Here is a 25,592-nt window from a genome sequence, read left to right on the forward strand (position 1 = left end):
TGTCACCATAGCACAACGCGCGGGCTTCCTGGCGCACGTCTGCCAAGCTACAGCAAGCCGCTGAGGATGGCGTTTTTGATGACGGCCGCCATTTCAGCGCGGGTGGCGGTGCCGCCCGGGTTGAGCAGGCGCGTGCCGTCGGGTTGGTTGACGCCGTTGATGACGCCCTTGTCAACGGCCCAGGTCACGCACGTGCGCGCCCAGTCGCTGGTGGCGTTGTGGTCGGGGAGGGCGTTGAACTTGGCGGGGTTGGCTTGCGTGGTGCTGTTGCCGGTGACGTTGGCGATGATGCAGGCCACCTGCTCGCGCGTGAGCGAGTCGCCCACGCCGAACGTGCGGCTGTCGTAGCCGTTCATGTAGCCGGTGGCAATGGCCCAGTTCACGGGGCGGGCGTACCAGTCCGCTTGGTTGATGTCGGTTTGCGGGGCTGCGGGCGCGATGGCGCCGTTGCCCAGGTAGTTGTACAGCACGGCGGCGGCCTGTTCGCGCGTCATGACGTCGTTGGGGCCGAACAGGTTGGTGCCCGCGTAGCCGTTCATGATGCCGTTTGACGTGGCGTAATTCACGGTGTCGTAGAACCAGTCGGCTTCGTGCACGTCAGCGAAGTGCTTCACGTGGTGTGCTTCCAGGTAGTTCACCGCAGCGGCGACGTCGATGGCGCCGTGGCTGCCGCTGGTTTGGCGGCGGTCGTTCACGGGGTCGTTGATTGCGCGCGCCGTGGCGTATACGGCTTCGCACGCTTCGTCCACCGTGGCGTCAGGCACCGCCGCAAACAGCAGCGCAAAGGCGCCGGCCACCAGCGGGGAGGCCATGGACGTACCGGAAAGGGAAGCATAGGGGCCGTTCGCAAAGGTGTTTTGCCTGATGTAGGTGGACCAGATACTGCGACCGGGCGCGCTGATGTCTTTATACTGGTTGTAGTCAGACCACACGATGTTCGTGCCGTCGGGCTCCAGCGCCGTTACGGAAACGCAGGCTGCGAAATCGCTGGGATAGGAGGGATCGGTGTAGGGCGTGACGTTGTCGCCGTTGCCGCCGGCGCATACGGTAACGATGCCGAACTCGTTGCGCGCGCGGGTGATGGTGCTTCCCAGAAGGCTGTCTCTGATGTCGCTGCCGTAGCCACCCAGGCTCATGTTCACCACGCGGATGTTGGGGCACTTTCCGCTTTTTACCAGGGACAACATATAATTATAGCCCATCAGGAGCGACTGGGTGGTGGCCCGGGAATCGGTGTCGTTCGTTACCTTGATGGGCACGATGTTCGCGTTGAACGACCCGCCGGCAATGCCAATGCCGTTGTTCGCCACGCCGGCGATGATGCCCGCCACGTGCGTGCCGTGGCCGTTTAAGTCGCCCTGGTTTGCGTCGTTGAAGTTGAGGGGCTTGTCGTAGAAAGCGTCGTAGGCGACGTTGCGCAGAACGTTTGCAGACAGGTCTTCGTGGTTGGCGCGTACGCCGGAGTCAAGGATGGCCACGGTGACCGAGCCGTCGGTAGTGGCGCTGTTCCAGGCGTCGGTGAGGGTGGCGTTGTAGAGCCAGTACTGGTTGGGGTTGGTAGCGGGGCTGGAGGTTTGGGCGAAGGGGTCGTTCGCGCGGGGGGTGGCGAGGGGGGAGGCGGTGGAGGTGTCGCTTGTGGGGGAGATGGGGCTTGCGGTGGCCTCGGGGGTTGCGGCGTCTGCGGGTGCTGGTTCTTCTACGCCGTCGATGAGCGAGTAGATGTAGTTGGGCTGAGCGGCTTCGATGCCGGGAAGAGCCTGCGCGGCGGCTGCGGCTTCTTCGTCGGTTTGGCCTTCGGTCGGTTCGGCGGCGAGGATGACGCCGTCGGAGGTTTCCATGCGGTCGGTAACGCGGAGGCCTGCCTGCTCAAGCTGATGTTCGGCCATGTCGCCGGAGCGCAACCAACTGTCAGTGCTGGGAATGACGAGGATGCCATCGGTGGCTGGCTCGCTTGCGGAAGTGTCCGCGGAGGGTTCTTCGGCTGCCTGACACACGCCGCCCGTGGTGGCCGTGATTTCGCCTGAACTAGTTGAAGAGTCCTGGGAGGTTTCTGCTGGCGTGTTCGCTGGCTCTGCCAACGCCGTAAGCGCCCCTGCGGGCACGAGCCCCGTTGCCAGCACCACCGCCAACACAAACGCCAACGACGCTCGCTTTATTTGCTTCATGAGAACCTCCTGCGCCAACCCCTTAGTATTGCCAGCAGTATACTCCACACGCGCTCCACCTTCCCCAACGCATCCGCCAATGACCGCGTTGTCGCTTCTTGTTCGTTTCCCAGGGAAAGAAGAGCGTGTTACCATGCAAAGAAAGGTGGCGAGTGAGCGGAGGGTTCATGGGTGCGTTGTTCGAGCAGCTAGAAATGGGGGCGTTGCGGGGGCGGAATCGGGTGGTGCGGGCGGCTACGTATGAGGCGCTGGCTACCGAGGACGGGCACGTCACGCCGGAGTTGCTGGCCGTGTACGAGCAGCTGGCCGAGGGTGGCGCGGGCATCATCATCGCGGGGTACGCGCATGTCATGCGCGATGAGCAGCCGAACCCGCGGATGCTGGGCATCTACGATGACTCGTTCGTGCCCGAGTATCGCCAGTTCGTTGATGCCGTGCACGCGCGCGGCGCGGCCATCGTGTCGCAGATTGTGTACGGCGGCTCTGCGACCAGGCTTAACCCGCCCAGCGAGCGCATCCTTGGGCCTTCGGCCGTGGCGAATCCGAAGACGGGCATCGTACCCGTTGAGGCCACTCCCGACGACCTGCGCGACCTCACGGAGGCATTTGCCGCCGCAGCGCGCCGCGCGCAGGAGGCCGGCTTCGACGCAGTGGAGTTGCACGCGGCGCATGGCTACCTGCTCAGTCAGTTCCTGAACCCGCTGCTCAACCAGCGTACGGATGCCTACGGCGGCTCGCTTGAGAACCGCGCGCGCCTGGTGCTTGAAACGCTGGATGCCGTGCGCGCTGTTGTCGGCCCCGATTTCCCCGTACTAGTAAAGCTGAACAGCTCCGACGGCGTGGAAGGCGGCCTCACCGAAGAGGATAGCCTGTACGCGGCGCGCCTCATGATTGAGCACGGCGCCATGGGCATCGAGGTCAGCGGCGCATGGCGTGATTGCAACGTGCGCGAGTTCGGCGGCGAGCCCTTCTTTGCCAGCTACGCGGCACGCCTTGCGCGCGAGGTGGACGTGCCGGTCATTCTCACCGGAGGCAACCGCAACGTGGCGGCCATGGAGCGCCTTGCGACCGAAGACGGCATCGCGGCGTTCGGCCTCTGTCGCCCCCTCATCTGCGAACCCGACCTCCCGAACCGCTGGAAGGCCGACCCAAGCTATACTCCGCGCTGCGTCTCCTGTGGCGGCTGCGACAAAACCCCCGGCCACCGCTGCATCCTCCCCGGTACCCCGCAAGTGGTAACGGCGGCTCGCTAACCCTTGTCAGCCTCGCTAAGTTCCACTTCTGTCGAGTAGATTTCAACATATGGAGCGTCAATGAGACGCTTTTAGACGATGAATAGACGATTCCTCAGACGATTAGGCGATTATCTTGAGCGCCGCACGGTGCTCTTGTTCCTGGGCTTATGGGGATGTGGGTGAGTTTCGATGGCGAAGGGGTGCGGTTCGGTAGAGGCGCGCTTTCGTTTGTTATGATCGGACTCTATGACGAAACGAGGTTCACATAGGTGGTTGAAGGCGATGCTGGGTGTCGTGTTGGGATGCTTGGTTGCGGTTGTTGCCGTGGTAGCGGTGACGAACGTCGTCACGCTGGCTACGACGAAGGATCGCGTCGTGAGCACCGAGGCTGCGGCGGCGCTCGATGCGGATGCCATTGTGGTGCTGGGCGCGTCGGTGTTCGCGGACGGCACGCCCTCGGGCATTCTGCAGGACCGGCTTGACGACGGCATCGCGCTGTACGAAGCGGGTGTGGCGCCCAAAATCATCATGAGCGGCGACAACAGCACGGTGTCGTATAACGAGGTCAAAGCCATGAAGGACTACGCCGTGTCGCAGGGCGTGCCCAGTGAGGACGTGTTCTGCGACCACGCTGGCTTCTCCACCTATGAAAGCATGTACCGCGCCAAGCACGTGTTCGGCGCCGAACGCATCGTGGTGGCCACGCAAACCTACCACCTCTACCGCGCCCTCTACGCCGCGAATGGCCTGGGCATGGAGGCCCTCGGCGTGTCGAGCGACTACCACACCTATTCCAAACAACTCCAGTACGACATCCGCGAAATCCCCGCGCGCACCAAGGATTTCTTCAAGACGCTGTTCCAAGTCCCCTCCACTTTCGTAGGCGACCCCATAAGCCTCCACCAATCCGGCGACGTAACCGAGGGGTAAGGCGCGTAAGGGGCTTAGTTTGTCATCCTGAGCGAGCGAAGCGAGTCGAAGGATCCCGTGCGGCGATAGCTAAGAGTATTCCTGCTAACGCCACACGGGATCCTTCAACTGCGCGCCTTCGGCGCTCCGCCCAGGATGACAAGATGAAGGCTTTTATCGTTATTCGTAGTTTTCTATGAGGTCTATTAGTTGTTGTTTGGAGTGGAGGTCGGTTTTTTCTAGGATGCGGCGGGTGTGGGTGCGGATGGTGCTTTCGGAGACGAACAGGGCCTCGGCGATAACCTTGGCGGAGCGGCCGCGGGCGAGGAAGGGGAGAACCTCGGCCTCGCGACGGGTGAGGCCGTAGTCTTCGGCGATGGTGGTGTAGAGTGCTTGCTCGTCGTCGAGGTCCGCGCGTTCGGCGCTTGCGGTGGGCTTGGCGCTTGCGGCGGGCATGGTGTTGTCGGTGGACTTCGCGCCAGCGGCTGGTGCAGCGTCCTCTTCGCCAGGTGTTTCGCTTATCTCGTCCGGCGCTGAGGTATCCAGCTGAGCGAAAGCGTCTGTCTGCGCACCTTCTTCCAACTTTTCCGCACCCGCTTTGCGCTTGTGGCGCAGCCAGTTGAACAGGCCTAACATCACCAGCACATAGAGCGCGCCCAGCGATACGCCTACGATGAGGGCGCTTGGCTTGCCGGGGACCAGCGTCACTAAAAAGCCGATGCCGATGCCAATCAGGCGCAGCAGCACCGACAGCGAGCGCACGATGCCGCCAACCACGAAGCCCGACACGGCGAAGTCGTAGGACGTGGCGGCCACGAGCGACCAAATGACCACGTCGAACACGCCGTAGCTGGCGCTCATAATAATGTTGAGCGCGACGGGGTTCGTCTCCCAGAAAAACGGCAGCACGGCGAACAGCACCACGATGACTGGCACCACAATGCGATACGCAATGTCCAGGTTCACGCGCGTGCGCGCGTACAGCACAAGCCCCACCAGAGCAACCGCCACCATGAGGTTCGCCACGAGCGGCGCAAGGTGCGCCTCGTTCACCGACCCCACGGTGAACACCGTGAGTTCCCACATGAACCCGAACAGACACGACAGCACAAGGCTGGCCACAATAAGCCCAATCAGCGAGCCCACTGCCAACAGCGAGCGCTTCGATCCGCCCTCGGGCACGGCGCGCCCATCGGGCACCTCGGCGCGACAGTGCACCAGGCACACAAGTGAAATCACGGGCAGCGGCACCATAAGCACAATGGCGGGCACACTCAGGTTCTCAGCCAAAAGCGACACCGCCAAAAACAGCGCGGCGGTCAGCAGAAACGCCACCGGCACGTAGAACGACGTGCGCGCGGGGTGCATGCGCCCGTAGCAGTCGGCCCAGCTTCCCCAGAACGCTCCGTATCCCACGCCCGTCAGCACGGCGCCACCCAGCAAAAAGGGTAGCAGCGCGCCGCCGCCCACGCGCCCGGCGAAGTGCACCAGCACCAGCCCCACTACCACCACTGCGGCCATCGGCCACAGAGGCAGGCGGTCGATGCGCTCCGGGTCGTTTTCCGCCCAGGCCGCGAGCGCCAGCAGCGTGGTCATATTCGCCACGAACGACACGATGACCACAATCGACTCCAGTTCGGGCGTGTTCGCCTCGCCCGTAAGAAGAATGGAACTGCGAAACGTCAGCATGCTGCACGCCCAGAAAAACGCCATGCCCACATGCCGCAGGCGCATGGTCTTCCACACCATTCGCATGCTGCGTCTTTCGCGCGCTATGGACAACCAAACCCCCTTATGCCGCTTGGTCACCGCCGGGTTTCGGACGGGTGACGCTTCGGTTCCCTCTTGCTAAAACGCTTCTCGAATGCGCTGCTCATCAGGGAAAATGTACAAATCATCAGTTTCTGATGACATGCCGTCGACGCATCGCGCCTAGCATAGGCCCCCTCGAGAAAGGATGCAGCCGATGCGCGAAACCCTGAACAACGCACGCCTATTATCGCTCATAGCTCCGCTGTTTTCACATCTTTGCGAAAAGGAATATGCCGAGGTGCGGGAAAACCTTGCCTGGCCCGCCGCGCGCAACGCGGTTGCTTGTTTGGCAGAGAACGCCGACGAGCGCCGCCTGTTTGAGCGCGCGTGCCGCTTGCCTGCGTGGCCGGAGCGCTCGCTGCTGCAAAACGAAGTACTGGTGAGCGGCATGCCGTTGGCTGCGCTGCCGGTGGAATCGCTCTACAAGCCGTGGTCGCTTGAGCCGGGGAACGCCTATGGTGCGCAGCGCGGGCTGTTTTTGGGCGACCCGGCGCGGCACTTGCAGGCGGTGTATGCCGCACTCGACCTCACCGTGCCCGATCAGTTCGTCGCTACGCCCGACCACCTGGCGCTTGAGCTGGACCTGCTGGGGCTGTTGGTGGAAAGCGGCAACGTTGCCGCGGCGCGCGATGTGGCGGCCGACCACCTGGACTGGCTTCCCGCCTACGACGACGCCCTTTCGCGCGCAGCCGAACAGGCCGCGGGCACCACCCGCCTCGATGAATCGCACCGAGCCGGGCTGGCGGAAGGTATCGCTCACCTGCGGGCGCTTACCGCCTTGGCGGGCCGGCTCGTGCGCGAAGCAACGTTCGCGCCCGCCGCGCACGCACAACCCACGGAACCCCTCGCCACCTGCGGCGACGTTCAATAAACGCACCACCACGCACCACCAAGCACCACCCGCACCACCAACCAGTAAACGCTCCACGATAGGAAGGAAAAGGGGGAAACGGGATGTTCGAAGATGTTTCAAGGCGAACGTTTCTCAAGGGCTCCGCAGCAACGGCGGCACTCGCCGCAGCGGGGTCGCTCTCGCTCGGCGCTTGGCGCGCCCAGGCGGCCGAAACCACGGCGCGCGGCGTTACCAAGCAGGCGCCGTCGCTCTGCAACGGCTGTTCCAGCAAGTGTGGCCTGGTGGCCACCACCGTTGACGGCACGCTCTGGACGCTCAAAGGCTCCGACACACATCCGTACGCGAAGGGCCACATTTGCGGCCGCGGCCACGGCCTGGCGCAAATGGCCTACTCCGACGAGCGCCTGACCCAGCCTTTGCGCCGCAAGGACGACGGCTCGTTCGAACCCATCGACTGGGACACCGCCTTCCGCGAAATTGGCGAGAAGACGCAGGCCATCATTGCCGCGAACGGCCCCGAGGCCCTCGGCATCATTCAGGACCCGCGCCCGTCCGGCAAGTACTACGCCAAGCGGTTCATGCACGCGCTCGGCTCGGCCAACGTGTATGCGCACTCTTCGTCGTGCAACCTGTCGAAAGAGAGCGCCTACACGCAGACCATCGGCGCGTCGAACTACTCCACGGACTTCCCGAACGCCAAAATGGTCATGTTCATTGGCCGCAGCTACGGCGACGGCATTCGCCCCTCGTCTGTGAAAAGCCTGGCCGAGGCTGCCGAGGCGGGCACGCGCATTGTGATGGTGGACCCGCGCCTGAACAGCTCGGGCATTTTCGCCACCGACTGGGTGCCCATCAATCCGGGTACCGACCTGGCCTTTTTGCTGGCACTATGCAACGTGCTCATTGAAGAAGACCTCTACGACCACGAGTTCGTGGAACAAAACACGGTGGGTTTCGAAGAATTCGCCGCCGAAATCAAAGACTACACGCCCGAGTGGGCGCACACCATCACCGACGTGCCGGCCGAGCGCATCCAAGAGCTGGCGCGCGCCATGGCGAAGGCGGCTCCGGCGGCGTCCATCGAGGCCGGATGGCGCGCGGTGATTGGCTGCTCGTACAAAAACTCGTTCGACACCGCGCGTGCCGCGACGGCGGTCAACACGCTGTTGGGCAGCTGGGGTGCGAAGGGCGGCGCGCTGCTCACGTCCTCGCCGAAGGCCGGCAAGCTTATCGACGCCCGCTTCGACGATCCGCCGAAGCCCGAGAAGCCGCGCGTGGGCAACAAGGAATACCCGCTCGCGCTCGACAGCGCCGGCACGAACCTGGCCGCGCTGCAGGCTGCGCTCGACGGCCGGATGAAGGGGCTCTTCTTCTACAACTCGAACGCCGCGAAGGGCTACGCGCAGCCGAAAACGTGGACCGAGGCGCTGGACAAGTGCGACCTCGTGGTGACCATCGATGTGCAAATGTCCGAGACGGCGCTGCAATCCGACTACGTGTTGCCCGAGGTCACCTACCTTGAGCGCCTGGAACTGCCCGAGTGGATTGGCGGCAAGAAGCACTTTGTTGGCATGCGTACCGTGGCCATTGACAAGGTGCACCCCGAAACGAAAACTTGCGACGAGATTTTCAACGGCCTGGCCAAAGCGTGCGGCGTGGGCGAATACTTCCAGTTCACCGCCGAGGACTTGGCCACCGCTCAGCTGGAAACCGTGGGCGTGGACATCGAGGACATGAAACAGCAGGGTGTCGTGGAACTGCCCGACCCCGCCTTCACCTACGGCACGCCGAAGTTCAAGACGCCGTCCGGCAAGTTCGAATTCAAATCCGATGCTGTGGGTGCGGCCGGCCTCAACCCAGTCATTGGCTGGGTGGAGCGCAAGGTCACGCCGAAGCCGGGCGAGTTCGCCATCGTGGGCGGCAAGCAATCCATCCACTCGCACACCATGACGCAAAACATCGAGGCGCTGAACGCCATCTCGCGCGAGTACCACATGGAGCGCGTGTGGCTGTCCGCGAAGGACGCGCAGAGCCTCGGCGTGGAAACCGGCGACGTGGTGGAGATTTCTTCCAGCGAGCACACCGGCCAGGTGGAGGCCCGCGTCACGCAGCGCCTGAAGCCCGGCGTGGTGTTCCTGCCCACGCACTACGGCGGCGATTCGCCTTATCAGACGCGCGCGTACCGCTACGGCGTGGCGCTGACGGATTTCATTCCCTTTGATGTGGAACCGGGCGTGGGCTCCATGATGAGCCAGGAAGTTGCGGTTACGGTGAAGAAGGTGGAGGCATAACATGGCACGCTACGGAATGCTTATCAACACGAGGAAGTGCGTGGGCTGTGATGCCTGCCGCATTGCCTGCCAGATGAAAAATCACCTGGAACCCACCGAGTCATTCATCACCTATCACGAGCTGGAAACCGGCGAATTCCCGAACGTATATGCCGAGGTGGTGCCCACCCAGTGTATGCACTGCGAGGACGCGCCGTGCGCCGCCGTGTGCCCGACGCATGCCACCTACGTCACCGATTCGGGCGTGGTGCTGGTGGACGAAGAGAAGTGCATCGGCTGCAAATACTGCATGGCCGCGTGCCCGTACCAGGCGCGCATCGTGAAGGAGTCGACCGGCGTGGTGGAGAAGTGCCGCTTCTGCTGGGACAACGGCGCTCCGGGCAATCCGCCGGCGTGCGTGGGAACGTGCATCTCCGGCGCGCGCGTGTTCGGCGACTTGGACGACCCGAAGAGCGAGATCAGCCAGGCCATCGCGAAGTACCATGCGCTGCCGCTCGCTGATAATCTGACCGCTACCAAGATTTTCTACGTGAGGTGATAAGCAATGGTATGGGGACCTATGATTGCGTGGTACCTGTTTCTGGCCGGCGCCTCGGCCGGGGCGTTTCTCACGGCCGCGTTTGTGGAGGCCAAGTACCCCGACAGCGTGAAAATGCGCGTCGCGGGCCGCATAATTGCGCCGGTGTTCGTGGGCATTGGCCTGCTCATGCTGATGCTGGACGCCGAGGCTGGCCTGCACAACCCACTGCGCTTCTTCTGGCTTATATCGAACCCGGGCTCGGTGATGACGCTGGGCGTGTACTTCATCTGCATTTATATGCCGGTGACGCTGGCGGTGGCCGTGCTTGAGCTGCTGAAGAAGCGCGTGCCGAAGTGGCTCACGTGGATTGGCATTGTGTTTGCGTTCGCCGTGGCGGCCTACACGGGCTTTTTGCTGGGCGTGGTGAAGGCGTATCCGCTATGGAACAACGCCATTCTGCCTATTCTGTTTGTGGTGTCCGCGCTGTCGGCGGGGCTGGCGGCCACGTCGCTGGTAGGTTTGGTGACCGACCGCGAGCGCTTTGAACGCATGTGGCTGATTAAGAAATCGCACGTTATTTTGTCGGCCATCGAGATGGTGGTGCTGTTCACGATGCTGGTTATTGTGAGCGCCGGCAGTTTTGAGGGCGCGGCTTCGGTGCACTCGCTGATTGCGGGGCAGTTCGCGCCCGCGTTCTGGGGCGGCATTGTGCTTTTGGGTTTGGTAGTGCCGTTTTTGATTGAGGGCTATCCGGTGTTTATTGCCCGGCGCGTGGAAACGTCCACAACGTCGCTGGTGGTAAGCCTTATTGGCGAAGCTGGCGTGTTGGTGGGCGGTTTCCTTTTGCGCCTGCTGGTGATACTGGCAGCCCTGCCCGTGCTGTTTCTGTAGGTTGACACCGTGCCCTCGCCGCCGTGTTGCGGCGGGGTGCTGGGCGGCTTCCGAGGGTTCCCCTCCTTCCTCTTGGAAGCCTGCCGTTATACAACGACGCCGCGCCTTTCCCCTTCAGGCGCGGCGTTTGTTGTTAAAAGTGTGACGCGCTTCGCGCTCGTCCTTGCGGTCTGTGTGAATTCGGCGGGGTGGTGGGGGTTAAATGAGTGATCGGGGGTATCATAAACGGGACATGAACAGGGGCATTGCAGAGCGGTGCCGTCGCGAACAAGGAGGAATCTGCATGGATGCACGCGTGTACGAATTGCTGAACGACCAGATCAACAAGGAACTGTATTCCGCCTACCTCTATCTGTCCTTCGCCGACTATTACGAGGAGCAGGGCCTTGAGGGTTTCGCCAACTGGTACGAAATCCAGGCGCAGGAAGAGCGCGACCATGCCATGATCTTCCGCAACTATCTGCATGAGAACGGCCAGAAGGTGAAGCTCTTGGCCATCGACCAGCCCGACAAGGAGTTCTCCGATTTCCTGGCTCCGCTTGAGGCGGCGCTTGAGCACGAGCAGTACGTGACCAGCCTCATCAACGACATCTACGCCGCTGCGGCCGACGTGCGCGACTATCGCACGTGCAAGTTCCTCGACTGGTTCATCGAAGAGCAGCAGGAGGAAGAGGACAACGCGGAGAAGATGATCACCCGCATGAAGCTGTTCGGCTCCGACGCGAAGGCGCTCTACGACCTGGACAAGGAGAACGCCGCGCGCGTCTACTCCGTCCCGACCCCGTTGGCCGCCGAGTAACGCGCGCGTCCGCAACTTGCTTACGTTCGGCCCGCTGCTCTTGTTGGAGTGGCGGGCCGTTTTTGTCTCATGGCTTTCTATCTATTTATAGGGGAGTCGCTCTTCGCCCAGACAGCCGGTTTGCAAAGCGAACTACGAAAGAAGTTCGCGCTCGGTTTCTTCTTCCAGTGGCTCTCCGCTTGCGGGGGTCTCCGCTGCACGCGCCTTCTTCGCGCGCGTGAGCGCGGTGGTGCCTTCGGCGGCGAGCATCGCGGCCAGGTAGGCGGCAGCGAGGGCAACCACAATGGCTTCCGCCCCTGCGCCCGCCAAGTAAAACGCGGCCATACCCAGCGCCATGCTGGCGGCGCAGCTTGCGCAGAAAGCGGCAAACATCTTGGAGAAGCCCACTTCCGAACTCTTCGCCGACCAAAACAAAATCACCAGGCCCAGCATGTTGCACACGGCGGCACCCACCTGCGTCAGCACGCCAAGCGCCCTCGCTGCGGGCACGTCCATGCCCAACGCGAAGGCTCCGGCCAGCATAAACGCGGCTGCTACTAGAAGCGATACGCGGTAGAACACCTTCAAAATGCCCGAGTGCGTCTTCTGCGCGCGGGCTGCTGTCCAGCACACACCCACGGCTGCCACCAGGTAGGGCAGGGGTAGCGGCGCGGCGGGCGAGACCAGTCCCGCGGCGGTTGGCTCAAACGTCAGTCCCAGCATGAAAAACGACAGCATGAGCCCGGCCACGGCGGCCCACCCTTGGCGCATGACCTGCCAAATGGTAATGAGCGGCACCCAGTTCTCCGGGCGGCGAAAGCCCGCGCGCACTTCGTCGGCGCGCACGATCTCGTCTGCAAGCAGCGGAAAGCCTCCGCCCAGCACCAGCACAAACAGCCCGAGGCAGAACAAAAACGGTGAGCCCGCATTCGCCACGGCCCACCAAAGAAACGATGCCAGCAGAAACGACAGCCCCGTGCTAAAGAGGGCACCCTTGAAACCAAACGAACGATAGTAGCGCCCCCACTGACGCAGCAGGCAGGTCAGGCCGAAGCCCAGCAACACGCCGCTGCCCACGGCCGCAATTACCGGCGGTAGCGCACCGCTGAAGGCGGCGCACAGCACGCCCGCTCCGGCGCTGGCCAGGCCCGCGCCCACGGAGTGTCGCCGGTGCTCGTCGTCGTGCGCCGACACGGCCACCGCCGCGCACAGCGCCACCGCGCCCGCCATAAATGCGCCCGCGAACAGGCTGGCTGTTCCGGCCGCTTCGTACAGATGCAGCAAAATGTTGTCGGCGTGCACGCATGCCGCAAGAGCCGCCAGCACGCAGGACAGCGCCAAGCCAAGCGGCGACCATTCATGTGTGCGCGGATTCATGTTCTCAGTACCCCTCCTTAGTGAGCCACCTATTATACGGGCAAACGGCGCGCGGCTTTCTGCGAATCCGCCTGTCGGCGGCCTGGGTGGGCGTGTTGCGACGCTGCTGCGCGCCCCGTCGCGGCCGCAAAGATGCCGGTCGGACGCAGGAGAGGCTACGTTGAAGGTCTTTTGTCGGCAAAAGGTAACCGTTCGGTAAACTCGTGGAGATTGGCCGTTCTCGCCGCCCCAGCAGCAGGAAAATTTACCATGTTCAACAAAGCGTTAACTAATTAGTAACCAGCGCGCCGCCGGGTTCCGCCTACGCGGCGTTTTGAAAGGCCACGCAATGCTCCAGTTGCTCGATATATGTAAGTCCTACACCACGGCCGACTTTACCCAAACGGCGCTCGACAACGTGAGCGTGTCGTTTCGCGACAACGAGTTCGTAGCCATTCTGGGGCCGTCGGGCTCCGGTAAGACCACGCTGCTGAACATCGTGGGCGGCCTCGACCACTACGATTCCGGCAACCTTATCATCGACGGCATCTCCACCGAGCAGTACAAGGACAAGGACTGGGACGCCTACCGCAACAACCGCATTGGTTTCGTGTTCCAAAGCTACAACCTCATTCCGCACCAGACGGTGCTGGCGAACGTAGAGCTGGCGCTGACGCTGTCGGGCGTTTCGCGTGCCGAACGCCACGACCGCGCGGTGCGTGCGCTCAAGCGCGTGGGCCTGGGCGACCACGTAAACAAGAAGCCGAGCCAGCTGTCTGGCGGTCAGATGCAGCGCGTGGCCATTGCGCGTGCGCTCATCAACGACCCGGAGATCCTGCTGGCCGACGAGCCCACCGGCGCGCTGGATTCTAAAACGAGCGTCCAAATTATGGATCTGCTTACCGAGATTGCGAACGACCGTCTGGTCATCATGGTTACGCACAACCCGGAGCTGGCTGAGGAATACGCCACCCGTATTGTGAACTTGGCCGACGGCGTTATCCGCAGTGATACCGACCCCTTCGATCCCACGGTTGAAGACATGCGTGTGAGCGAAAAGCCTGTTCAACGCACGAAGATGTCCTTCCTCACGGCGCTTTCGCTGTCGTTTAAGAACCTCATGACGAAAAAGGGCCGCACGTTAATGACGGCGTTCGCGGGCTCCATTGGCATTATTGGCATCGCGGCCATTTTGGCGCTGGCCAACGGCGTGAACAACTATATTAAGTCGGTGGAAGAAGACACGCTGTCCGAATACCCGCTGCAAATTCAGAGTACCGGCTTCGACATGACGACGATGATGTTGGGCATGGGCGGCGGTGGCGGCGCGAGTGACGGCGACGGGGGCGGCGACGGTGACTCCGGCAACGACCAGGTGCGCGTGTCACAGATGCTCACCAACATGCTGTCGAGTATCGGGTCGAACGACCTCGCGGCGCTGAAAGAGTACTTCGACAGCGGCGAAAGCGGCATCGAAAAGTACACGAATGCCATCGAGTACAGCTACAATGCCACGCCGCAGATTTTCAGTTCGAACACCGAGAACCTGCGCCAGGTGAACCCGGACAAGTCGTTCGCGTCCATTGGCTTGGGTTCGTCGAACAGCACGAACAGCCTTATGTCCATGTCGATGAGCACCGACGTGTTCTACGAAATGCCCAGCAACCCGAACTTGTACCAAAACCAGTACGACGTAAAGGCGGGCCGGTGGCCTGAATCGGCCAACGAAGTGGTGCTGGTACTCACCAGCAATGGTTACATCAGCGACTTCATGCAGTACTCGCTGGGCCTGCGCGACGCGTCGGAACTTGACCGCATGGTGGAGCAGTTCGCTGCCGAAGAGGACGTGGTCACGCCGAGCGACCTGAAACCCTACTCCTACGACGACATTCTGAACGTAACGTTCAAGCTGGTCAACGCTGCGGACTACTACGAGTACGACGAAGAGTTCGGCGTGTGGAAGGACAAGACCGACAACAAGGACTACCTGCGCTCGCTGGTGGAGCACGGCGAGGACTTGCGCGTGGTGGGCGTGGTGCAGCCAAGCGAAGACGCCAGCGCCACCATGTTGAGCGCCGGCATCAACTATCCGTCTGAACTGACGACGCACATCATCGAGAACGCCGCCAACAGCAAGATTGTGAAAGACCAGTTGGCGAAGCCCGACATCAACGTGTTCACCGGCAAGCCGTTTGGTGAAGAGGACGAGGACGGCAGCTCGTTTAGCATGGAGTCCCTGTTCACGGTGGACGAATCGGCGCTGCAGGCCGCGTTCAAGATTGACGAGAGCGCGCTTACGGCCGGCATGGGGAACATGTCGGGGATGTCGCTTGATATGTCCAGCATGAGCGTTGACATGACGTCGCTGCCGCCGTTCGACGCGTCGTCGCTCAACCTTGATATTGGGTCGAACCTGGACTTGAGCAACCTGACGTTCGATTTGAGCAACCTGGAATTGTCGTTCGATGGCATACAGCCCACGATTGATCCCTCGAAGCTGACCGGCGCCATGGGCACGGTGATGCAGGGGTTCTTCCCCTGGTATGCCCAGCACGCGAGCGAGTACGAGGGCTATGCGCAGGCGATGCAGGCCTACCTGGCGTCTGACGAGGTGAACGCCACGTTGGCTGCGGCCGTGAAGGAATCCATCAACATGGACGGCATGGAAGAGGCGCTGAAAACCCAACTCCAGGAGCAGTTGCAGGCGCAACTGGGCGCGCAGCTGCAAGAACAGTTGATGCCCGCGCTGCAGCAGGCCATTGCCACCTCGCTGCAAACGCAGCTGTCCACCGCCATGCAAAGCTATATGCAAACGGTGCTGACTACGGCCATGACGCAGATGGCAAGCTCGCTGCAAACTCAGATGGGTGCGGTGATGCAGCAGTCGATGACGCAAATGTCATCATCGCTGGCCAACGCCATGAGCATTGATACCGATGCCTTCCAAAACGCGTTCAAGATGAACATGGACGAGAAGGAACTCGGCGAGTTGATGATGTCCATGATGGGCGCCGAGGAAGCCTCGTACGACAACAACCTGAAGAAGCTGGGATACGCCGACTTCGCGAAGCCGGGCGGCATTGACATTTACCCCATCGACTTCGAAAGCAAAGCGCACGTCATTGAGATTTTGGACGAGTACAACACGCGTATGACCGACGACGGCCAGGAGGACAAGGTCATCACGTACACGGACTTCGTGGGCGCGCTCATGTCCTCGGTCACCGACATTGTGAACATGATCAGCTATGTGCTGGTGGCGTTTGTGGCCATTTCGCTGGTGGTGTCGTCCATCATGATTGGCGTCATTACCTATATTAGTGTGCTTGAGCGCAAGAAGGAAATTGGCATCCTGCGCTCCATCGGCGCGAGCAAGGGCGACATCAGCCGCGTGTTCAACGCCGAGACTATTATTGTGGGCTTCACGGCGGGAGTGATTGGCATAGGCGTGACGGCGCTCGCCTGTATTCCCGCGAACGCTATCGTGTATTCGCTGTTTGACGTGGCGAATGTGGCCGCACTGCCGTGGCAGGCCGCCATTGTGCTGGTGGGTATCAGCGTGCTGCTGACGTTTGTGGCGGGCCTGTTCCCCTCAAGCGCTGCCGCCCGCGAGGACCCAGTGGAGGCGCTGAGGAGCGAGTAGGGGGCGCGACTGCACGGGTGGAGAGCCCGCGCGGCGTGAACAACTTCTGAAAATGAGAGAGGCCGGACGATGTCCGGCCTCTTGTGCATTCTGGTGGGCGATACCGGGTTCGAACCAGTGACCTTGTGCGTGTAAAGCACCTGCGCTCCCGCTGCGCCAATCGCCCTTTTGTTGTCGCTTTGCGACGGAACGCTCATTCTGCCACAGATTCCCCAATCGTGCAACGCAAAAAACCGGCCTTGCCACCTGCACTGTCATATTTTCGTTGGATTTGCGCCGTTTCGGCGCCGTAGAAGCGACGGCCTGCGGACGGTCGGCGCGCCGTAATTTGGCAGGATCTGGACGGTTCTGTGAGGGGTGTGCGGACGGTCGAACGGTAAGGTTGCGGCTGCATACTAGGGGCCACGGATTCCCAGGATGCGGAGGCTGCGAATGAAACGAAAGAAGACGATGGTGATGGGCGTGGCGTGCGGAGTGCTGTGCGCCGCGTGCGTGTTCGCCTACCTGCAAAGCGTGCGGGGCGAGGCGGAGGCTGCCCGCGCGGAGGCGCTCTCGCGCTACGGCGGCGAGCAGATTGAGGTGTGCGTGGCGCGTCGCGACATAGCGGCGGGTGAGAGCGTGGAAGCCGGGACGGTGGAAACAAAGCTGTGGGTGGCCGACCTGTTGCCCGCGGATGCGGCGCGCTCTACGTCGGATGTGGTGGGGCGCATCGCCACGTCGAACATTTTGGCTGGTGAGGTGGTGTCGCTTCAGCGCTTCGGGCAGGCCGCGGCGGCGCTCGATGTGCCGCAGGGGTTGGCAGCGCTCAGCGTGCCGGCGAAAACGGTGCAGGCCGTGGGTGGCGCGCTGGCTCCTGGCGTGCGCGTGGATATGTATGCCACGGGCGACACTTCCACGGCAGCCATCGCGCGCAACGTGCTGGTGCTGAAGACGAGCGCGAGCGTGGCCGACGGCAAGGCGGCGGCCGACACCACGTGGGTCATGGTGGCGGTGGAGCCGGAATCGGTGCAGGAGATTATCGCGGCATCGCGTAAGGCTGAGTTGTACTTTGCGCTGCCGGCTGAGGGTGCGGGCGCTGGTGTGGGTGATGGCGCTGGCGATGGCGTTGCTGGCGGAGAGGGGGTGTTCTGATGGCTCCCATCATGTTGTGCGCCGATGCCGAGAGCATGCGGCGCCCCGAACTCATTGGTCTTGCGGGTGAGAACTTGGCGGCTCAGGACTGGCTTCGTCTGTTCGCCACGGGGCAGGATGCGCGGCGCTACTTGCGCAACGAGTACGCCGTGGAAGAGGTGTGGGTGGCGGGTTGTGAGGACGTGGAACCCATCAACCTGGCTGCTGCGCTCAAGCGCGATAGGGCCGATGTGCGCGTGTGTTTGCTGGCGTTTCAGAACACGGGCTCGCTCATGAGCAGGGCGAGTGCTGCTGGTGTGGATGCGTCGCTCACGGGTCAGGCGTTTGCCGAGCGCTATGCGGCGGCAAAGCGGCGTCATGCTGGCGGGGTGGCTGGCACGGGCGGTGCAGGTGGCGTGGCTGGTCAGGGTGCCGCTGGGGGTGCGAGTGTCATGCCGCCGGTGGCGGAACGCGGGTGGCCCGGCAGTGCGTATTCGGCGGTTGGCGAGCCGCGGACGGCGGTGCGCGGGTGGCCGGAGGGCGCGCCGGGTGGCCGCGATGCTCGAGCAGTTGCGGGTGCAGGTGCGCCTGTGAATGCGGGGCCAGCGGCGTATGGTGCGGGCGGTGCTGTGGCGGCACCGGCCGCTGTGGGCGCGACTTCGGGTAAGCCCGGGTTCCTGTTGCCCGTGGTCAGCGGCAGTGGCGGCGCGGGGAAGAGCACCGTTGCAGCGTTGGCAGCCCTGTTCGCGCAGGGGTTGGGCTATCGCACCTTGCTGTTGGACTTCGACTTGCAGTTCGGCGACATGCGCGACTTGCTGGGGCGTCCCGACGCGCCGGGGATTGACGAGGTGCTGGCTTCGCCCGCGCGCCTCGAGCGACTGGAGCCCGAGGGCCTCACACCCGCACTGTTGGGAGCGCCGCGACATCTGGAGGACGCCGAGGCGGTGGTGCACGACGCGCCGGCGCTGCTTGATGAGCTGCTGCGCCGCTTCGACGTGGTGGTGGCGAACACGGGGGCATCGTGGGAAGAGCAGCATGCCCTTCTGCTTGAGCGCAGCTCAAAGGCCCTCTTTTTGGTTGACCAGCGGCCCTCGTCGCTGCGAGCGTGCCGTCATGCACTCGACTTGTGTGCGCGTTGCGGCATAGCAACCGGGCCCTTCGTGTTCGCCGCGAACCGCTGTGCCAAGGGTGCGTTGCTCACGTCGCTGGACGTGTCGTGTGCGCTGCAGGGCGCGCATGCGGTGGAGTTGCGCGACGGTGGTCGCGAGGTGGAAGAGGTTGTCGGTGCAGGTCAACCACTGGATTTGGTGGCCGCGAAAAACGAGTTGTGTACGAGCTTAGAGCACGTGCTGGTGGATATTCTGCCCGACTGTGAGGGGCGCGTGCTGCGTCTGGCCGAACCGCGCAGCGCCAAGCCCGAACGTCGGTTGATGCGCGGTCGGCGTCGCGGGAGGGGGGCCGTGCCATGTCCCTGCTAGAGCGCGCGCAAAAGGCCAGTGGAGAAGGAACGCGGTTCGTTACTCCGGTGGGCCCCGGGCTGGATGAGCTGAAAGCCCAGGTGCAGGACTTGCTGTCGGCCGATGAGGTGGCAGCCTTGCAGGCGGAGAACCCCGAGCGAGCGCGCAATGAGGTGCGCAGTGCCTGTCGGCGGGCCTTCGAGGACGCGGCGTGGGCCGAGGTGTCAACCGAGCGGCGTGCCCAGCTGGAGGGCGGCCTCTTGGATGCCATGTTTGGCTTCGGTCCCTTGGAAGGGCTGCTGGCGGACGACACCATTACCGAAGTCATGGTGAACGGGCCGCGCAGCGTGTTCTTCGAACGCGAGGGGCGGCTGTTCCCAAGCGAGCGCACCTTTGCCGACGAGGGGCAGTTGCGGGCGCTCATCGACCGCATCTTAGGGCCGCTGGGGAGGCGCATCGACGAGTCATCTCCCCTGGTGAACGCCCGTTTGCCGGAAGGTCATCGCGTGCACGCGGTCATTCCGCCGCTCGCGTTGGACGGCTCGGTGCTCACCATTCGTAAGTTCACGCGTCGCGTGATGACGCTGGAAGATATGGCGAGTGGCGGCTCGTTCGACGAACGCATGCGGCAGTTCCTCGTGTGGGCCGTGCGTGCCCGCAAAAGTGTAGCCGTGTCGGGCGGCACGGGTAGCGGTAAGACCACGCTGCTGAATGCGCTTTCGTGTGTGATTCCGCACGAGGAACGCATCATCACTATTGAAGACTCGGCTGAGCTGCGCTTTTTGGAACACCCGCACGTCGTGCGCCTGGAGGCGCGCCCCCGCAACGCGGAGGGTCGCGGTGAGGTAACCATCCGCGATTTGGTGACGAACGCGTTGCGCATGCGTCCCGATCGCATTGTGGTTGGTGAGTGCCGCGGGGCGGAAGCACTCGACATGTTACAGGCCATGAACACGGGCCATGATGGGTCGCTCACCACGCTGCACGCGAACTCGCCGCAGGAATCGGTGGCGCGCCTCACCACCATGGTGCGCTTCGGAGCCGATCTGCCGGTGGACGTGATTGAGGCGAACATCGCCAGCGCCATTGACGTGGTGGTGCAGACGGCGCGCTCGCTGGATGGGTCGCGGCGCATCGCCGAGGTGGCGCAGCTGGGCTTCGATGAAGAACGGCGTCGCTGCACGGTGGAAACCCTGTTCAAACGTGAGGAAGGCGAGCGCAGCGGGCAGTGGGTGGGTGTGCCGGCGTGGCTGGAAGACCTTCCGTCGCGTGGCTGCGCTGCATCGAGGGAGGTGACGGCATGGAAGCAAGCATGCTCTTTGGCGGCCTGAGTGCGGCGCTTGCGTTTGGCACGGGCTTGAGCGCGGTGTACGCCTACGGGGCCGCACCCCGGCGCCGTGACGTGGTGGCATCCGCGCGCGGCGAAGATGCGCCTCGGGCGGGTCGGCTCGCGTGGCGACTGCGCAATGGCTTTGCGCCTTTTCTGCCGGTGGCTGAAGCGCTCTTACGTCTGGTGCGGGTGGAACGGGTGGCGAACGAGGCCGTGCAGGAATTGGCGCGGCGGCGCTTCATCACGACCGAGCGCGCGCTGCTGTCCGTGGCGGTGGCGGGAGTAATTGCTCTGGCAACGGTGGCATTTGTGGTGTCGCGCAGCCTGGTGGGTGCGGTGGCGGTGGCAGCGTGTGCGGTGGCAGCGAGCGTGGTTGCCCTCAACGCGACGGGTGATAAGCGCCGTGATGCCGTGCGTGAAGCCGTGCCCGACGTGCTGCGCTCGCTTTCGGCCTGCTTTGACGCGGGGCTCACGCTGATGCAGACGTTTGGCCAGGTGGCAAGCGAGACGAAGGGCCCGCTGCACCTGCCGTTTGCCCGCGCGGCGCACGTGTTGGAAACGGGCGGCAGCGCGTCGGAAGCTCTTGAGGAACTGAGACGTGGCACGTCCGTGCCCGAGCTGGCGTTCGTTGCGGTGGCGCTCGATGTGCAGCACCAGGCCGGTGGCAGCTTGCATCAGGTACTGGAAGCGGCGCGCGACACCGTAGAGGGCGAGCTTGCGCTCAGGCGCTCGCTGAAGGTGCAGACGGCGCAGGCGAAGCTGTCGGCTCGCATTGTCAGCCTGATGCCCTTCGTGCTGGTGGCAGTGTTTTCGCTGGTGAGTGAAGACTTCCTGGCCCCGTTTTTCGAGAGCGCAGCCGGCTGGGCACTTCTGGCGGTGGCGCTGGCCATGCAGGCGGCCGGCGTGCTGCTGGTGCGGCGCATGTTGGCCGTGGGGGCGGAATCGTGAGCGCGCTAATGTCGCTCGCGGGGCTGGCGAGCGTGCTGGCGGCCGTGGCGGGAACATGTGCGGCACGTGCTTGGTGCGAGCGTCGCCAAGCCGCCGAACGTCGCAGTGCGCTGCGTCATGCGGCCGGGGCTTTCGCGGGTGCGTCCGGCAAGCCCAAGGGTCTTGCTGAAACGGTGGTGCGTTATGTGGTGGAACTGAGCCGCCGAATTGCGTTCAAGGCGACGCGGCCGCTTGTGCCGGGTGACTTTGGCGCGGGCGTAAGCGGTGGGCGTCCCCGCAGGTCGGAGGCGTGGCTTGCCGAGCATGCGCTGCGTGCGGGCTTGGTCTCGGAAGTGACGGCAGTGGGGTTCGCCGAAGCGCGTTTGCGTTTGGCATTGGTGTTTGCGGCGGTGGGTGGGTTGGTGGGTGCCGTCCTGTCGAACGAGATGGCTGCGCTGTTGGGTGTGCTGGGGCTGTTTCTGGGTTCCGCGGCGCCGAAGTGGGCGGTGCGCGACGTGGAGCGCCAGCGCACCACCCAGGCAGAGCGTCACCTGTCGGAAATGTTGGAGGTGGTGGCGCTGGGCTTGCGCAGCGGGCTGTCGTTTGACCGGAGCTTCCAGCTGTACGGGGCGCACTTTGCCTCGCCGTTCGCAGAGGCCTGTGCGTCAACGCATCGCCGCTGGTCAATGGGGCTGGCGACGCGCGAGGAAGCCTTGCGTGGCTTGGCGGCATCGTACGGATCGGATCAGCTGGCGCGCGTGGTGGATAACGTGGTTCGGTCGCTTCGCTTTGGCACCTCTTTGGCCGAGGGTCTTGAGGCGGCAGCTGCACAAGCGCGGGTGGAACATCGCTCGCGCATGGAGGAACGAGTGGCTAAAGCCCCGGTCAAGATGATGCTACCCACGGGTGCGCTCATCCTGCCCGCCATGCTGCTGCTGGTGTTGGGCCCGGTACTGTTGGAGCTGATCGACGGATTTTAAGCAGCAATAAAAAGGTGCACGTGTGCTGCGGCTGCAAGCTGCGCACTGCAAAAGGAATACCCCAAGGAAAGGAGAGAGGTTATGGAACGCGAGAACACAATGGGCAGAACAAGTCTGTGCGAACAGGTGAGGGCGACGTGCGTTCGCGGCATGGTGCGTGCGCGGATGCACCTCGCGGAGACAAAGGGTCAGGGCACCACCGAGTATGCGATTTTGGTCGGTGTGTTGGTAGTCATTGCGATTATCGCCATCACGGTATTCAGGCCAAAACTTCAAGAGTTATGGGATGCCATTGCTGCCGGCATTAACAGCTTGTGAGTGCGTCGGGCGTACGGCGGTGGTGGCGAAGGCGCGCGGTGTGCGGAAGGTGTGCGCGTCGCGCTGCTGGGTGCGAGCACGGGCAGGGCACGGTTGAGTATGCCGTGATGACCGCAGCGTTTCTGGCGCTGGTGGTAGCGCTGGGGGTGCTCTGGCGGCCCCTTGAAGGCGGGCTCTTCGTGGAGCATGCGCTGATGGCGGCCTCTCACCATGTGCAGGGCACCGCTCCAGGCGGCGTGGCGGACGTGTTTTTGTACTGATAAGGCAAGGCGGCGCACGGAAGTGGCGCGGTGACGATAAGGAGGCGAGTTATGGGCAGGCGAATCCGGCGCACTGAGCGCGGGCAGGGCACCGTGGAGGCGGCGTTTGTGATACCCGTGCTGTTTTTGGCGCTGCTGCTTTTGCTGCAGCCGGGCATCATCCTGTACGACCGCCTGGTCATGCAGGCTGCTGCGGCTGAGGGCTGCCGGCTTCTCGCCACCAAAACGGGTGCGCTGGGTGACATGGATGCGGCGTGCGAGGCCTTCGTGCGCCACCGCCTATCGGCCGTGCCGCAGCACGACTGCTTCCATGTGCACGGCGGGGGCTGTAGCTGGGACATTACGCTTTCGGGCGACGAAGCGTCGGACACCGTGTCGGTGACCATCGCAAACAAGCTGAAGCCCCTGCCTTTGCTGGATGCTGGCGCCACCCTCTTGGGTATGACGGATGGGGCGGGGCGGCTTCCCCTTGAGGTAACCGCTTCGCTGCCCACCCAGCCTGACTGGGTGAACGGGGCCGAGGCGGGGCGCGACCCGGCAGGCTGGATTGGGGCGTGGTTGTCGTGAAGTTCGGGAAAGGGTGCGCGGTGCATTTGCGGTGGCGTTGCCGCCGGCCGTTCGGCTTGTTCCGCGACGAAGAGGGCTTTACCACGGTGGGCATGGCGCTGGCTTTGCTGATAACGCTGTCGCTGGTGTTTACGACGGCGCAGGTGTACCGCGTGACCTCGGCCTCTGCCGACGTGCAGGATGTGGCGGATGCCGCCGCGCTTGCCGCCGAGAACCAGGTGGCGGAGTTCATGATTGTGGTGCGGGCGTGCGATGCCGTGGTGCTCACGCTGTCGCTTACCAGCATTGTGGTGACGGGCTTGGGCGTAGCCGCGCTCTGTACGCCCGTCACGGCACCCGCCTCGGAAGCCCTGCTCAAGGCCGGGCGTGACGTGGCCAAGGCGCGCGATTCGTTCGCTGAAAAGGCAGCGGAGGGTTTGAACCGCCTGCAAAAAGCGCTGCCGTTTTTGGCGGCGGCCAGCGCCGCGCACGTGGCGTCGGCCAACAATGGCGGCCCGATGAATGCGTCCTATGTGGCCCTGGCTGTGCTGGCGCCCGCTGAGGGCGAGCCCATAGAAGTGGGCGGCATGGAAGGCGCGCATGCTTTGGCTGACCGCGCCGAGGCGGAGTCTGAGGACATCAAACGTGCCGGTGAACAGGCCGAACAGGCAGCTGAGGAAGCGAATGCGTGCAAGGAGCGAGCGTTTCGCCGCGATTGCGGCGACGAGCCGGGCTACTGCATGTCCGAGCGGGCGCGCACGCTGGCGGGGCTTTCCGGTGGGGACAACCCGCGCTTTAACAGCGTGGATGCCTGGTCGTTCTCGGTGCCGCTCGAACGGGCGCGTGCGTATTACGTGAAGCGGTTGGCGGTGGAGGCACCGCAGGGCTCGTCAACCGAAGAGCGAGCGCGTTCGGCGCTGCGGTTGCGGTTCTATCGCTTTGCAACGGCTGAGCTGGGGCGGGGCTACGTGCACGAGACGGAGGACTCGTTCGACGCGCTGTTTCCTCACCTGCCGAAGAACACCGATGAGATGCGCGCGACCGCGCTGTACACGGAGGTGGCCTATCCGGTGACGGAGGGCGAGGGCGGGCCGGTCATGCATGCGTGGAGCGGGTGTCCTGCGGCGGCGGGTGCGACGGGCATGGGCTCTATCGCTCAGATGGAGCAGGGCGGCTATTCCACCTGTTCAGAATGCGGGTTCACGGCGTCAAGCATGGGCAAGGTTGCGGCGGCATCCACGTCTATCGACAACGGTTTTGAGTACCACTACGAAGCGGTGGCGCAAGCGGCGGATGAGTATGAGCAAGCGCGTGCGAAGCTCGATCCGCTGGCGCGCAAGGTGAAGGAGAAGGCGGGCGGTCTCTTTGACGAATGTTTGGATCTTCTGCGACAGGTGAGCAGTAAGCGCATTGATGCGGCACCGCCGGGGCGCTACGGAGCGGTGGTGCTGGTGGCGAACACGAGCGCCGCGCCGACATCCACAGGGTTTGCCAGCGGGTTTGTGCATGAGGCAGGGTCGCTGGGGGCGCGGGCTGCGGTGTCGGCTGCAACACTGCTTGACGAAGGGTCGGACGAAGGGAAGAACGTGCTGAATTCCCTGTTGGACGGCCTGAAGGACAAAGGTGGCGCGGTGACGGGTGCGCTTGGTGTGGTGCTGGATTGTTGGTCGGGGCTGCTGAGCGCCTACCTTGAGGGGCAGGATGCCATCGGGCGAGTTCTTGAGGGTGCCGTGGACGCTCTGCCGTTTGCGAGCGCGAGCGGGTTGGGGTCGTGGGCTGCGAGTGCCTTCCAAAAGGCCGTGGCGGCTCTCGGACTGGAACCCGCAAAACTCGGCGCGCTCAAACCGGTACTGGTGAACTCGGCGCACGTTGCCGGTGCGGACGACACGGCGTTCTCGGCGCGGTTCTTGGCGGTGAAGGCCCAGGCGGTGGCGCACCCGCTGGCATCGACAGATTTGTTCTCGTCGGTGGTGACGTCGGCGGAAGCGGCGGCTATCGAAGGCATTGCGTCGCTTGATGGCACGGTGGAGATAGCGTCGGTGCAGCTGTTTGGCGACGGCGGGCCGGAGATACCCCTCACCATCGCACTGCCTCAAGCGGCGCGCGATGCGGCGGCGGACTTGGTGAGCAGTGCGGCGGATGCAGTGCGCTCAGTGTATGCCCAGGTGACGGGGGTGAGAACGTGGGAGTGAAACAGGCGTGCGTTCAGAG

At 63.5% G+C, this 25,592-nt stretch carries 20 protein-coding genes and 1 tRNA gene; 17 read left to right on the forward strand and 4 right to left on the reverse strand.

Features of this window, described 5'->3' with window-relative positions; all coding sequences use genetic code 11:
* Positions 1-47 precede the first annotated feature (47 nt).
* A complete protein-coding gene (locus QNJ86_RS05530; protein ID WP_283831606.1) occupies positions 48-2,165 on the reverse strand; it encodes a S8 family peptidase in 2,118 nt (705 codons plus the stop codon).
* Between the two features lie 167 nt (positions 2,166-2,332).
* Between QNJ86_RS05530 and QNJ86_RS05535 the strand changes: the two genes are divergently transcribed.
* Both QNJ86_RS05535 and QNJ86_RS05540 read left to right on the forward strand, forming a co-directional pair.
* Positions 2,333-3,418, forward strand: a complete 1,086-nt coding sequence (locus QNJ86_RS05535; protein ID WP_283831607.1) for an NADH:flavin oxidoreductase — start codon at positions 2,333-2,335, stop codon at positions 3,416-3,418.
* Positions 3,419-3,682: 264 nt separating this feature from the next.
* On the forward strand, positions 3,683-4,330 hold the full coding sequence (locus QNJ86_RS05540) for a SanA/YdcF family protein (protein WP_420052747.1): 648 nt from the start codon (positions 3,683-3,685) through the stop codon (positions 4,328-4,330).
* 159 nt (positions 4,331-4,489) lie between these two features.
* On the opposite strand, the gene QNJ86_RS05545 is transcribed toward QNJ86_RS05540, so the two are convergent.
* Entirely contained in the window at positions 4,490-6,064 is a 1,575-nt protein-coding gene (locus QNJ86_RS05545; RefSeq protein ID WP_283831609.1) for a helix-turn-helix domain-containing protein, read from the reverse strand.
* A 211-nt stretch (positions 6,065-6,275) separates the two neighbouring features.
* On the opposite strand from QNJ86_RS05545, the gene QNJ86_RS05550 reads away from it, so the two are divergent.
* The 5 genes from QNJ86_RS05550 to QNJ86_RS05570 all read left to right on the forward strand — a co-directional run bounded on the left by QNJ86_RS05550 (position 6,276) and on the right by QNJ86_RS05570 (position 11,475).
* Positions 6,276-6,992 (forward strand): molecular chaperone TorD family protein, encoded by a 717-nt coding sequence (locus QNJ86_RS05550; RefSeq protein WP_283831610.1) that lies wholly within the window; start codon positions 6,276-6,278, stop codon positions 6,990-6,992.
* Positions 6,993-7,075: 83 nt separating this feature from the next.
* Positions 7,076-9,265 (forward strand): molybdopterin-containing oxidoreductase family protein, encoded by a 2,190-nt coding sequence (locus tag QNJ86_RS05555; protein WP_283831611.1) that lies wholly within the window; start codon positions 7,076-7,078, stop codon positions 9,263-9,265.
* 1 nt (position 9,266) lies between these two features.
* Positions 9,267-9,803 (forward strand): 4Fe-4S dicluster domain-containing protein, encoded by a 537-nt coding sequence (locus QNJ86_RS05560; RefSeq protein WP_283831612.1) that lies wholly within the window; start codon positions 9,267-9,269, stop codon positions 9,801-9,803.
* 6 nt (positions 9,804-9,809) lie between these two features.
* Positions 9,810-10,676, forward strand: a complete 867-nt coding sequence (nrfD, locus tag QNJ86_RS05565; protein WP_283831613.1) for an NrfD/PsrC family molybdoenzyme membrane anchor subunit — start codon at positions 9,810-9,812, stop codon at positions 10,674-10,676.
* A gap of 283 nt (positions 10,677-10,959) precedes the next feature.
* Positions 10,960-11,475: a ferritin gene (locus tag QNJ86_RS05570; RefSeq protein ID WP_283831614.1), complete on the forward strand. Its 516-nt coding sequence runs from the start codon at positions 10,960-10,962 to the stop codon at positions 11,473-11,475.
* A 132-nt stretch (positions 11,476-11,607) separates the two neighbouring features.
* Here the strand turns inward: QNJ86_RS05570 and QNJ86_RS05575 are convergent, their stop codons facing one another.
* On the reverse strand, positions 11,608-12,831 hold the full coding sequence (locus QNJ86_RS05575; protein ID WP_283831615.1) for a hypothetical protein: 1,224 nt from the start codon (positions 12,829-12,831) through the stop codon (positions 11,608-11,610).
* Between the two features lie 328 nt (positions 12,832-13,159).
* On the opposite strand from QNJ86_RS05575, the gene QNJ86_RS05580 reads away from it, so the two are divergent.
* Positions 13,160-16,453, forward strand: a complete 3,294-nt coding sequence (locus tag QNJ86_RS05580; RefSeq protein WP_283831616.1) for an ABC transporter ATP-binding protein/permease — start codon at positions 13,160-13,162, stop codon at positions 16,451-16,453.
* A gap of 91 nt (positions 16,454-16,544) precedes the next feature.
* Here the strand turns inward: QNJ86_RS05580 and QNJ86_RS05585 are convergent.
* Positions 16,545-16,619 (reverse strand) — tRNA-Val (locus QNJ86_RS05585).
* 266 nt (positions 16,620-16,885) lie between these two features.
* Here QNJ86_RS05585 and cpaB point away from each other — a divergent pair.
* The 9 genes from cpaB to QNJ86_RS05630 all read left to right on the forward strand — a co-directional run bounded on the left by cpaB (position 16,886) and on the right by QNJ86_RS05630 (position 25,573).
* On the forward strand, positions 16,886-17,584 hold the full coding sequence (cpaB, locus tag QNJ86_RS05590; protein WP_283831617.1) for a Flp pilus assembly protein CpaB: 699 nt from the start codon (positions 16,886-16,888) through the stop codon (positions 17,582-17,584).
* On the forward strand, positions 17,584-19,041 hold the full coding sequence (locus QNJ86_RS05595) for a CpaE/TadZ family protein (protein ID WP_283831618.1): 1,458 nt from the start codon (positions 17,584-17,586) through the stop codon (positions 19,039-19,041). Before cpaB ends, QNJ86_RS05595 begins: the two co-directional genes overlap by 1 nt.
* Entirely contained in the window at positions 19,029-20,351 is a 1,323-nt protein-coding gene (locus QNJ86_RS05600; protein WP_283831619.1) for a TadA family conjugal transfer-associated ATPase, read from the forward strand. The genes QNJ86_RS05595 and QNJ86_RS05600 overlap by 13 nt, the downstream gene beginning before the upstream one ends.
* A complete protein-coding gene (locus tag QNJ86_RS05605) occupies positions 20,321-21,298 on the forward strand; it encodes a type II secretion system F family protein (RefSeq protein ID WP_283831620.1) in 978 nt (325 codons plus the stop codon). Before QNJ86_RS05600 ends, QNJ86_RS05605 begins: the two co-directional genes overlap by 31 nt.
* Positions 21,295-22,257: a type II secretion system F family protein gene (locus QNJ86_RS05610; protein WP_283831621.1), complete on the forward strand. Its 963-nt coding sequence runs from the start codon at positions 21,295-21,297 to the stop codon at positions 22,255-22,257. The genes QNJ86_RS05605 and QNJ86_RS05610 overlap by 4 nt, the downstream gene beginning before the upstream one ends.
* An 81-nt stretch (positions 22,258-22,338) precedes the next feature.
* Entirely contained in the window at positions 22,339-22,575 is a 237-nt protein-coding gene (locus QNJ86_RS05615; protein ID WP_283831622.1) for a class III signal peptide-containing protein, read from the forward strand.
* Positions 22,576-22,613: 38 nt separating this feature from the next.
* Positions 22,614-22,835, forward strand: a complete 222-nt coding sequence (locus QNJ86_RS05620; protein WP_283831623.1) for a hypothetical protein — start codon at positions 22,614-22,616, stop codon at positions 22,833-22,835.
* Positions 22,836-22,886: 51 nt separating this feature from the next.
* Entirely contained in the window at positions 22,887-23,402 is a 516-nt protein-coding gene (locus QNJ86_RS05625) for a TadE/TadG family type IV pilus assembly protein (protein WP_283831624.1), read from the forward strand.
* 92 nt (positions 23,403-23,494) lie between these two features.
* The gene (locus QNJ86_RS05630) at positions 23,495-25,573 is read left to right on the forward strand and encodes a molybdenum cofactor biosynthesis enzyme (RefSeq protein ID WP_420052746.1); all 2,079 of its coding nucleotides are present in this window, start codon (positions 23,495-23,497) and stop codon (positions 25,571-25,573) included.
* Positions 25,574-25,592: the final 19 nt, after the last annotated feature.

It is taken from the genome of Gordonibacter faecis (assembly GCF_030077735.1).
Lineage (GTDB): Bacteria > Actinomycetota > Coriobacteriia > Coriobacteriales > Eggerthellaceae > Gordonibacter > Gordonibacter faecis.

Excerpts from the sequence above, each read along its gene's own strand:
- QNJ86_RS05530 (WP_283831606.1), bottom strand. The coding sequence starts at position 2,165 with ATGAAGCAAATAAAGCGAGCGTCGTTGGCGTTTGTGTTGGCGGTGGTG.
- QNJ86_RS05535 (WP_283831607.1), top strand. The coding sequence starts at position 2,333 with ATGGGTGCGTTGTTCGAGCAGCTAGAAATGGGGGCGTTGCGGGGGCGG.
- QNJ86_RS05540 (WP_420052747.1), top strand. The coding sequence starts at position 3,683 with ATGCTGGGTGTCGTGTTGGGATGCTTGGTTGCGGTTGTTGCCGTGGTA.
- QNJ86_RS05545 (WP_283831609.1), bottom strand. The coding sequence starts at position 6,064 with ATGCGAATGGTGTGGAAGACCATGCGCCTGCGGCATGTGGGCATGGCG.
- QNJ86_RS05550 (WP_283831610.1), top strand. The coding sequence starts at position 6,276 with ATGCGCGAAACCCTGAACAACGCACGCCTATTATCGCTCATAGCTCCG.
- QNJ86_RS05555 (WP_283831611.1), top strand. The coding sequence starts at position 7,076 with ATGTTCGAAGATGTTTCAAGGCGAACGTTTCTCAAGGGCTCCGCAGCA.
- QNJ86_RS05560 (WP_283831612.1), top strand. The coding sequence starts at position 9,267 with ATGGCACGCTACGGAATGCTTATCAACACGAGGAAGTGCGTGGGCTGT.
- nrfD (WP_283831613.1), top strand. The coding sequence starts at position 9,810 with ATGGTATGGGGACCTATGATTGCGTGGTACCTGTTTCTGGCCGGCGCC.
- QNJ86_RS05570 (WP_283831614.1), top strand. The coding sequence starts at position 10,960 with ATGGATGCACGCGTGTACGAATTGCTGAACGACCAGATCAACAAGGAA.
- QNJ86_RS05575 (WP_283831615.1), bottom strand. The coding sequence starts at position 12,831 with ATGAATCCGCGCACACATGAATGGTCGCCGCTTGGCTTGGCGCTGTCC.
- QNJ86_RS05580 (WP_283831616.1), top strand. The coding sequence starts at position 13,160 with ATGCTCCAGTTGCTCGATATATGTAAGTCCTACACCACGGCCGACTTT.
- cpaB (WP_283831617.1), top strand. The coding sequence starts at position 16,886 with ATGAAACGAAAGAAGACGATGGTGATGGGCGTGGCGTGCGGAGTGCTG.
- QNJ86_RS05595 (WP_283831618.1), top strand. The coding sequence starts at position 17,584 with ATGGCTCCCATCATGTTGTGCGCCGATGCCGAGAGCATGCGGCGCCCC.
- QNJ86_RS05600 (WP_283831619.1), top strand. The coding sequence starts at position 19,029 with ATGTCCCTGCTAGAGCGCGCGCAAAAGGCCAGTGGAGAAGGAACGCGG.
- QNJ86_RS05605 (WP_283831620.1), top strand. The coding sequence starts at position 20,321 with ATGGAAGCAAGCATGCTCTTTGGCGGCCTGAGTGCGGCGCTTGCGTTT.
- QNJ86_RS05615 (WP_283831622.1), top strand. The coding sequence starts at position 22,339 with ATGGAACGCGAGAACACAATGGGCAGAACAAGTCTGTGCGAACAGGTG.
- QNJ86_RS05625 (WP_283831624.1), top strand. The coding sequence starts at position 22,887 with ATGGGCAGGCGAATCCGGCGCACTGAGCGCGGGCAGGGCACCGTGGAG.
- QNJ86_RS05630 (WP_420052746.1), top strand. The coding sequence starts at position 23,495 with ATGGCGCTGGCTTTGCTGATAACGCTGTCGCTGGTGTTTACGACGGCG.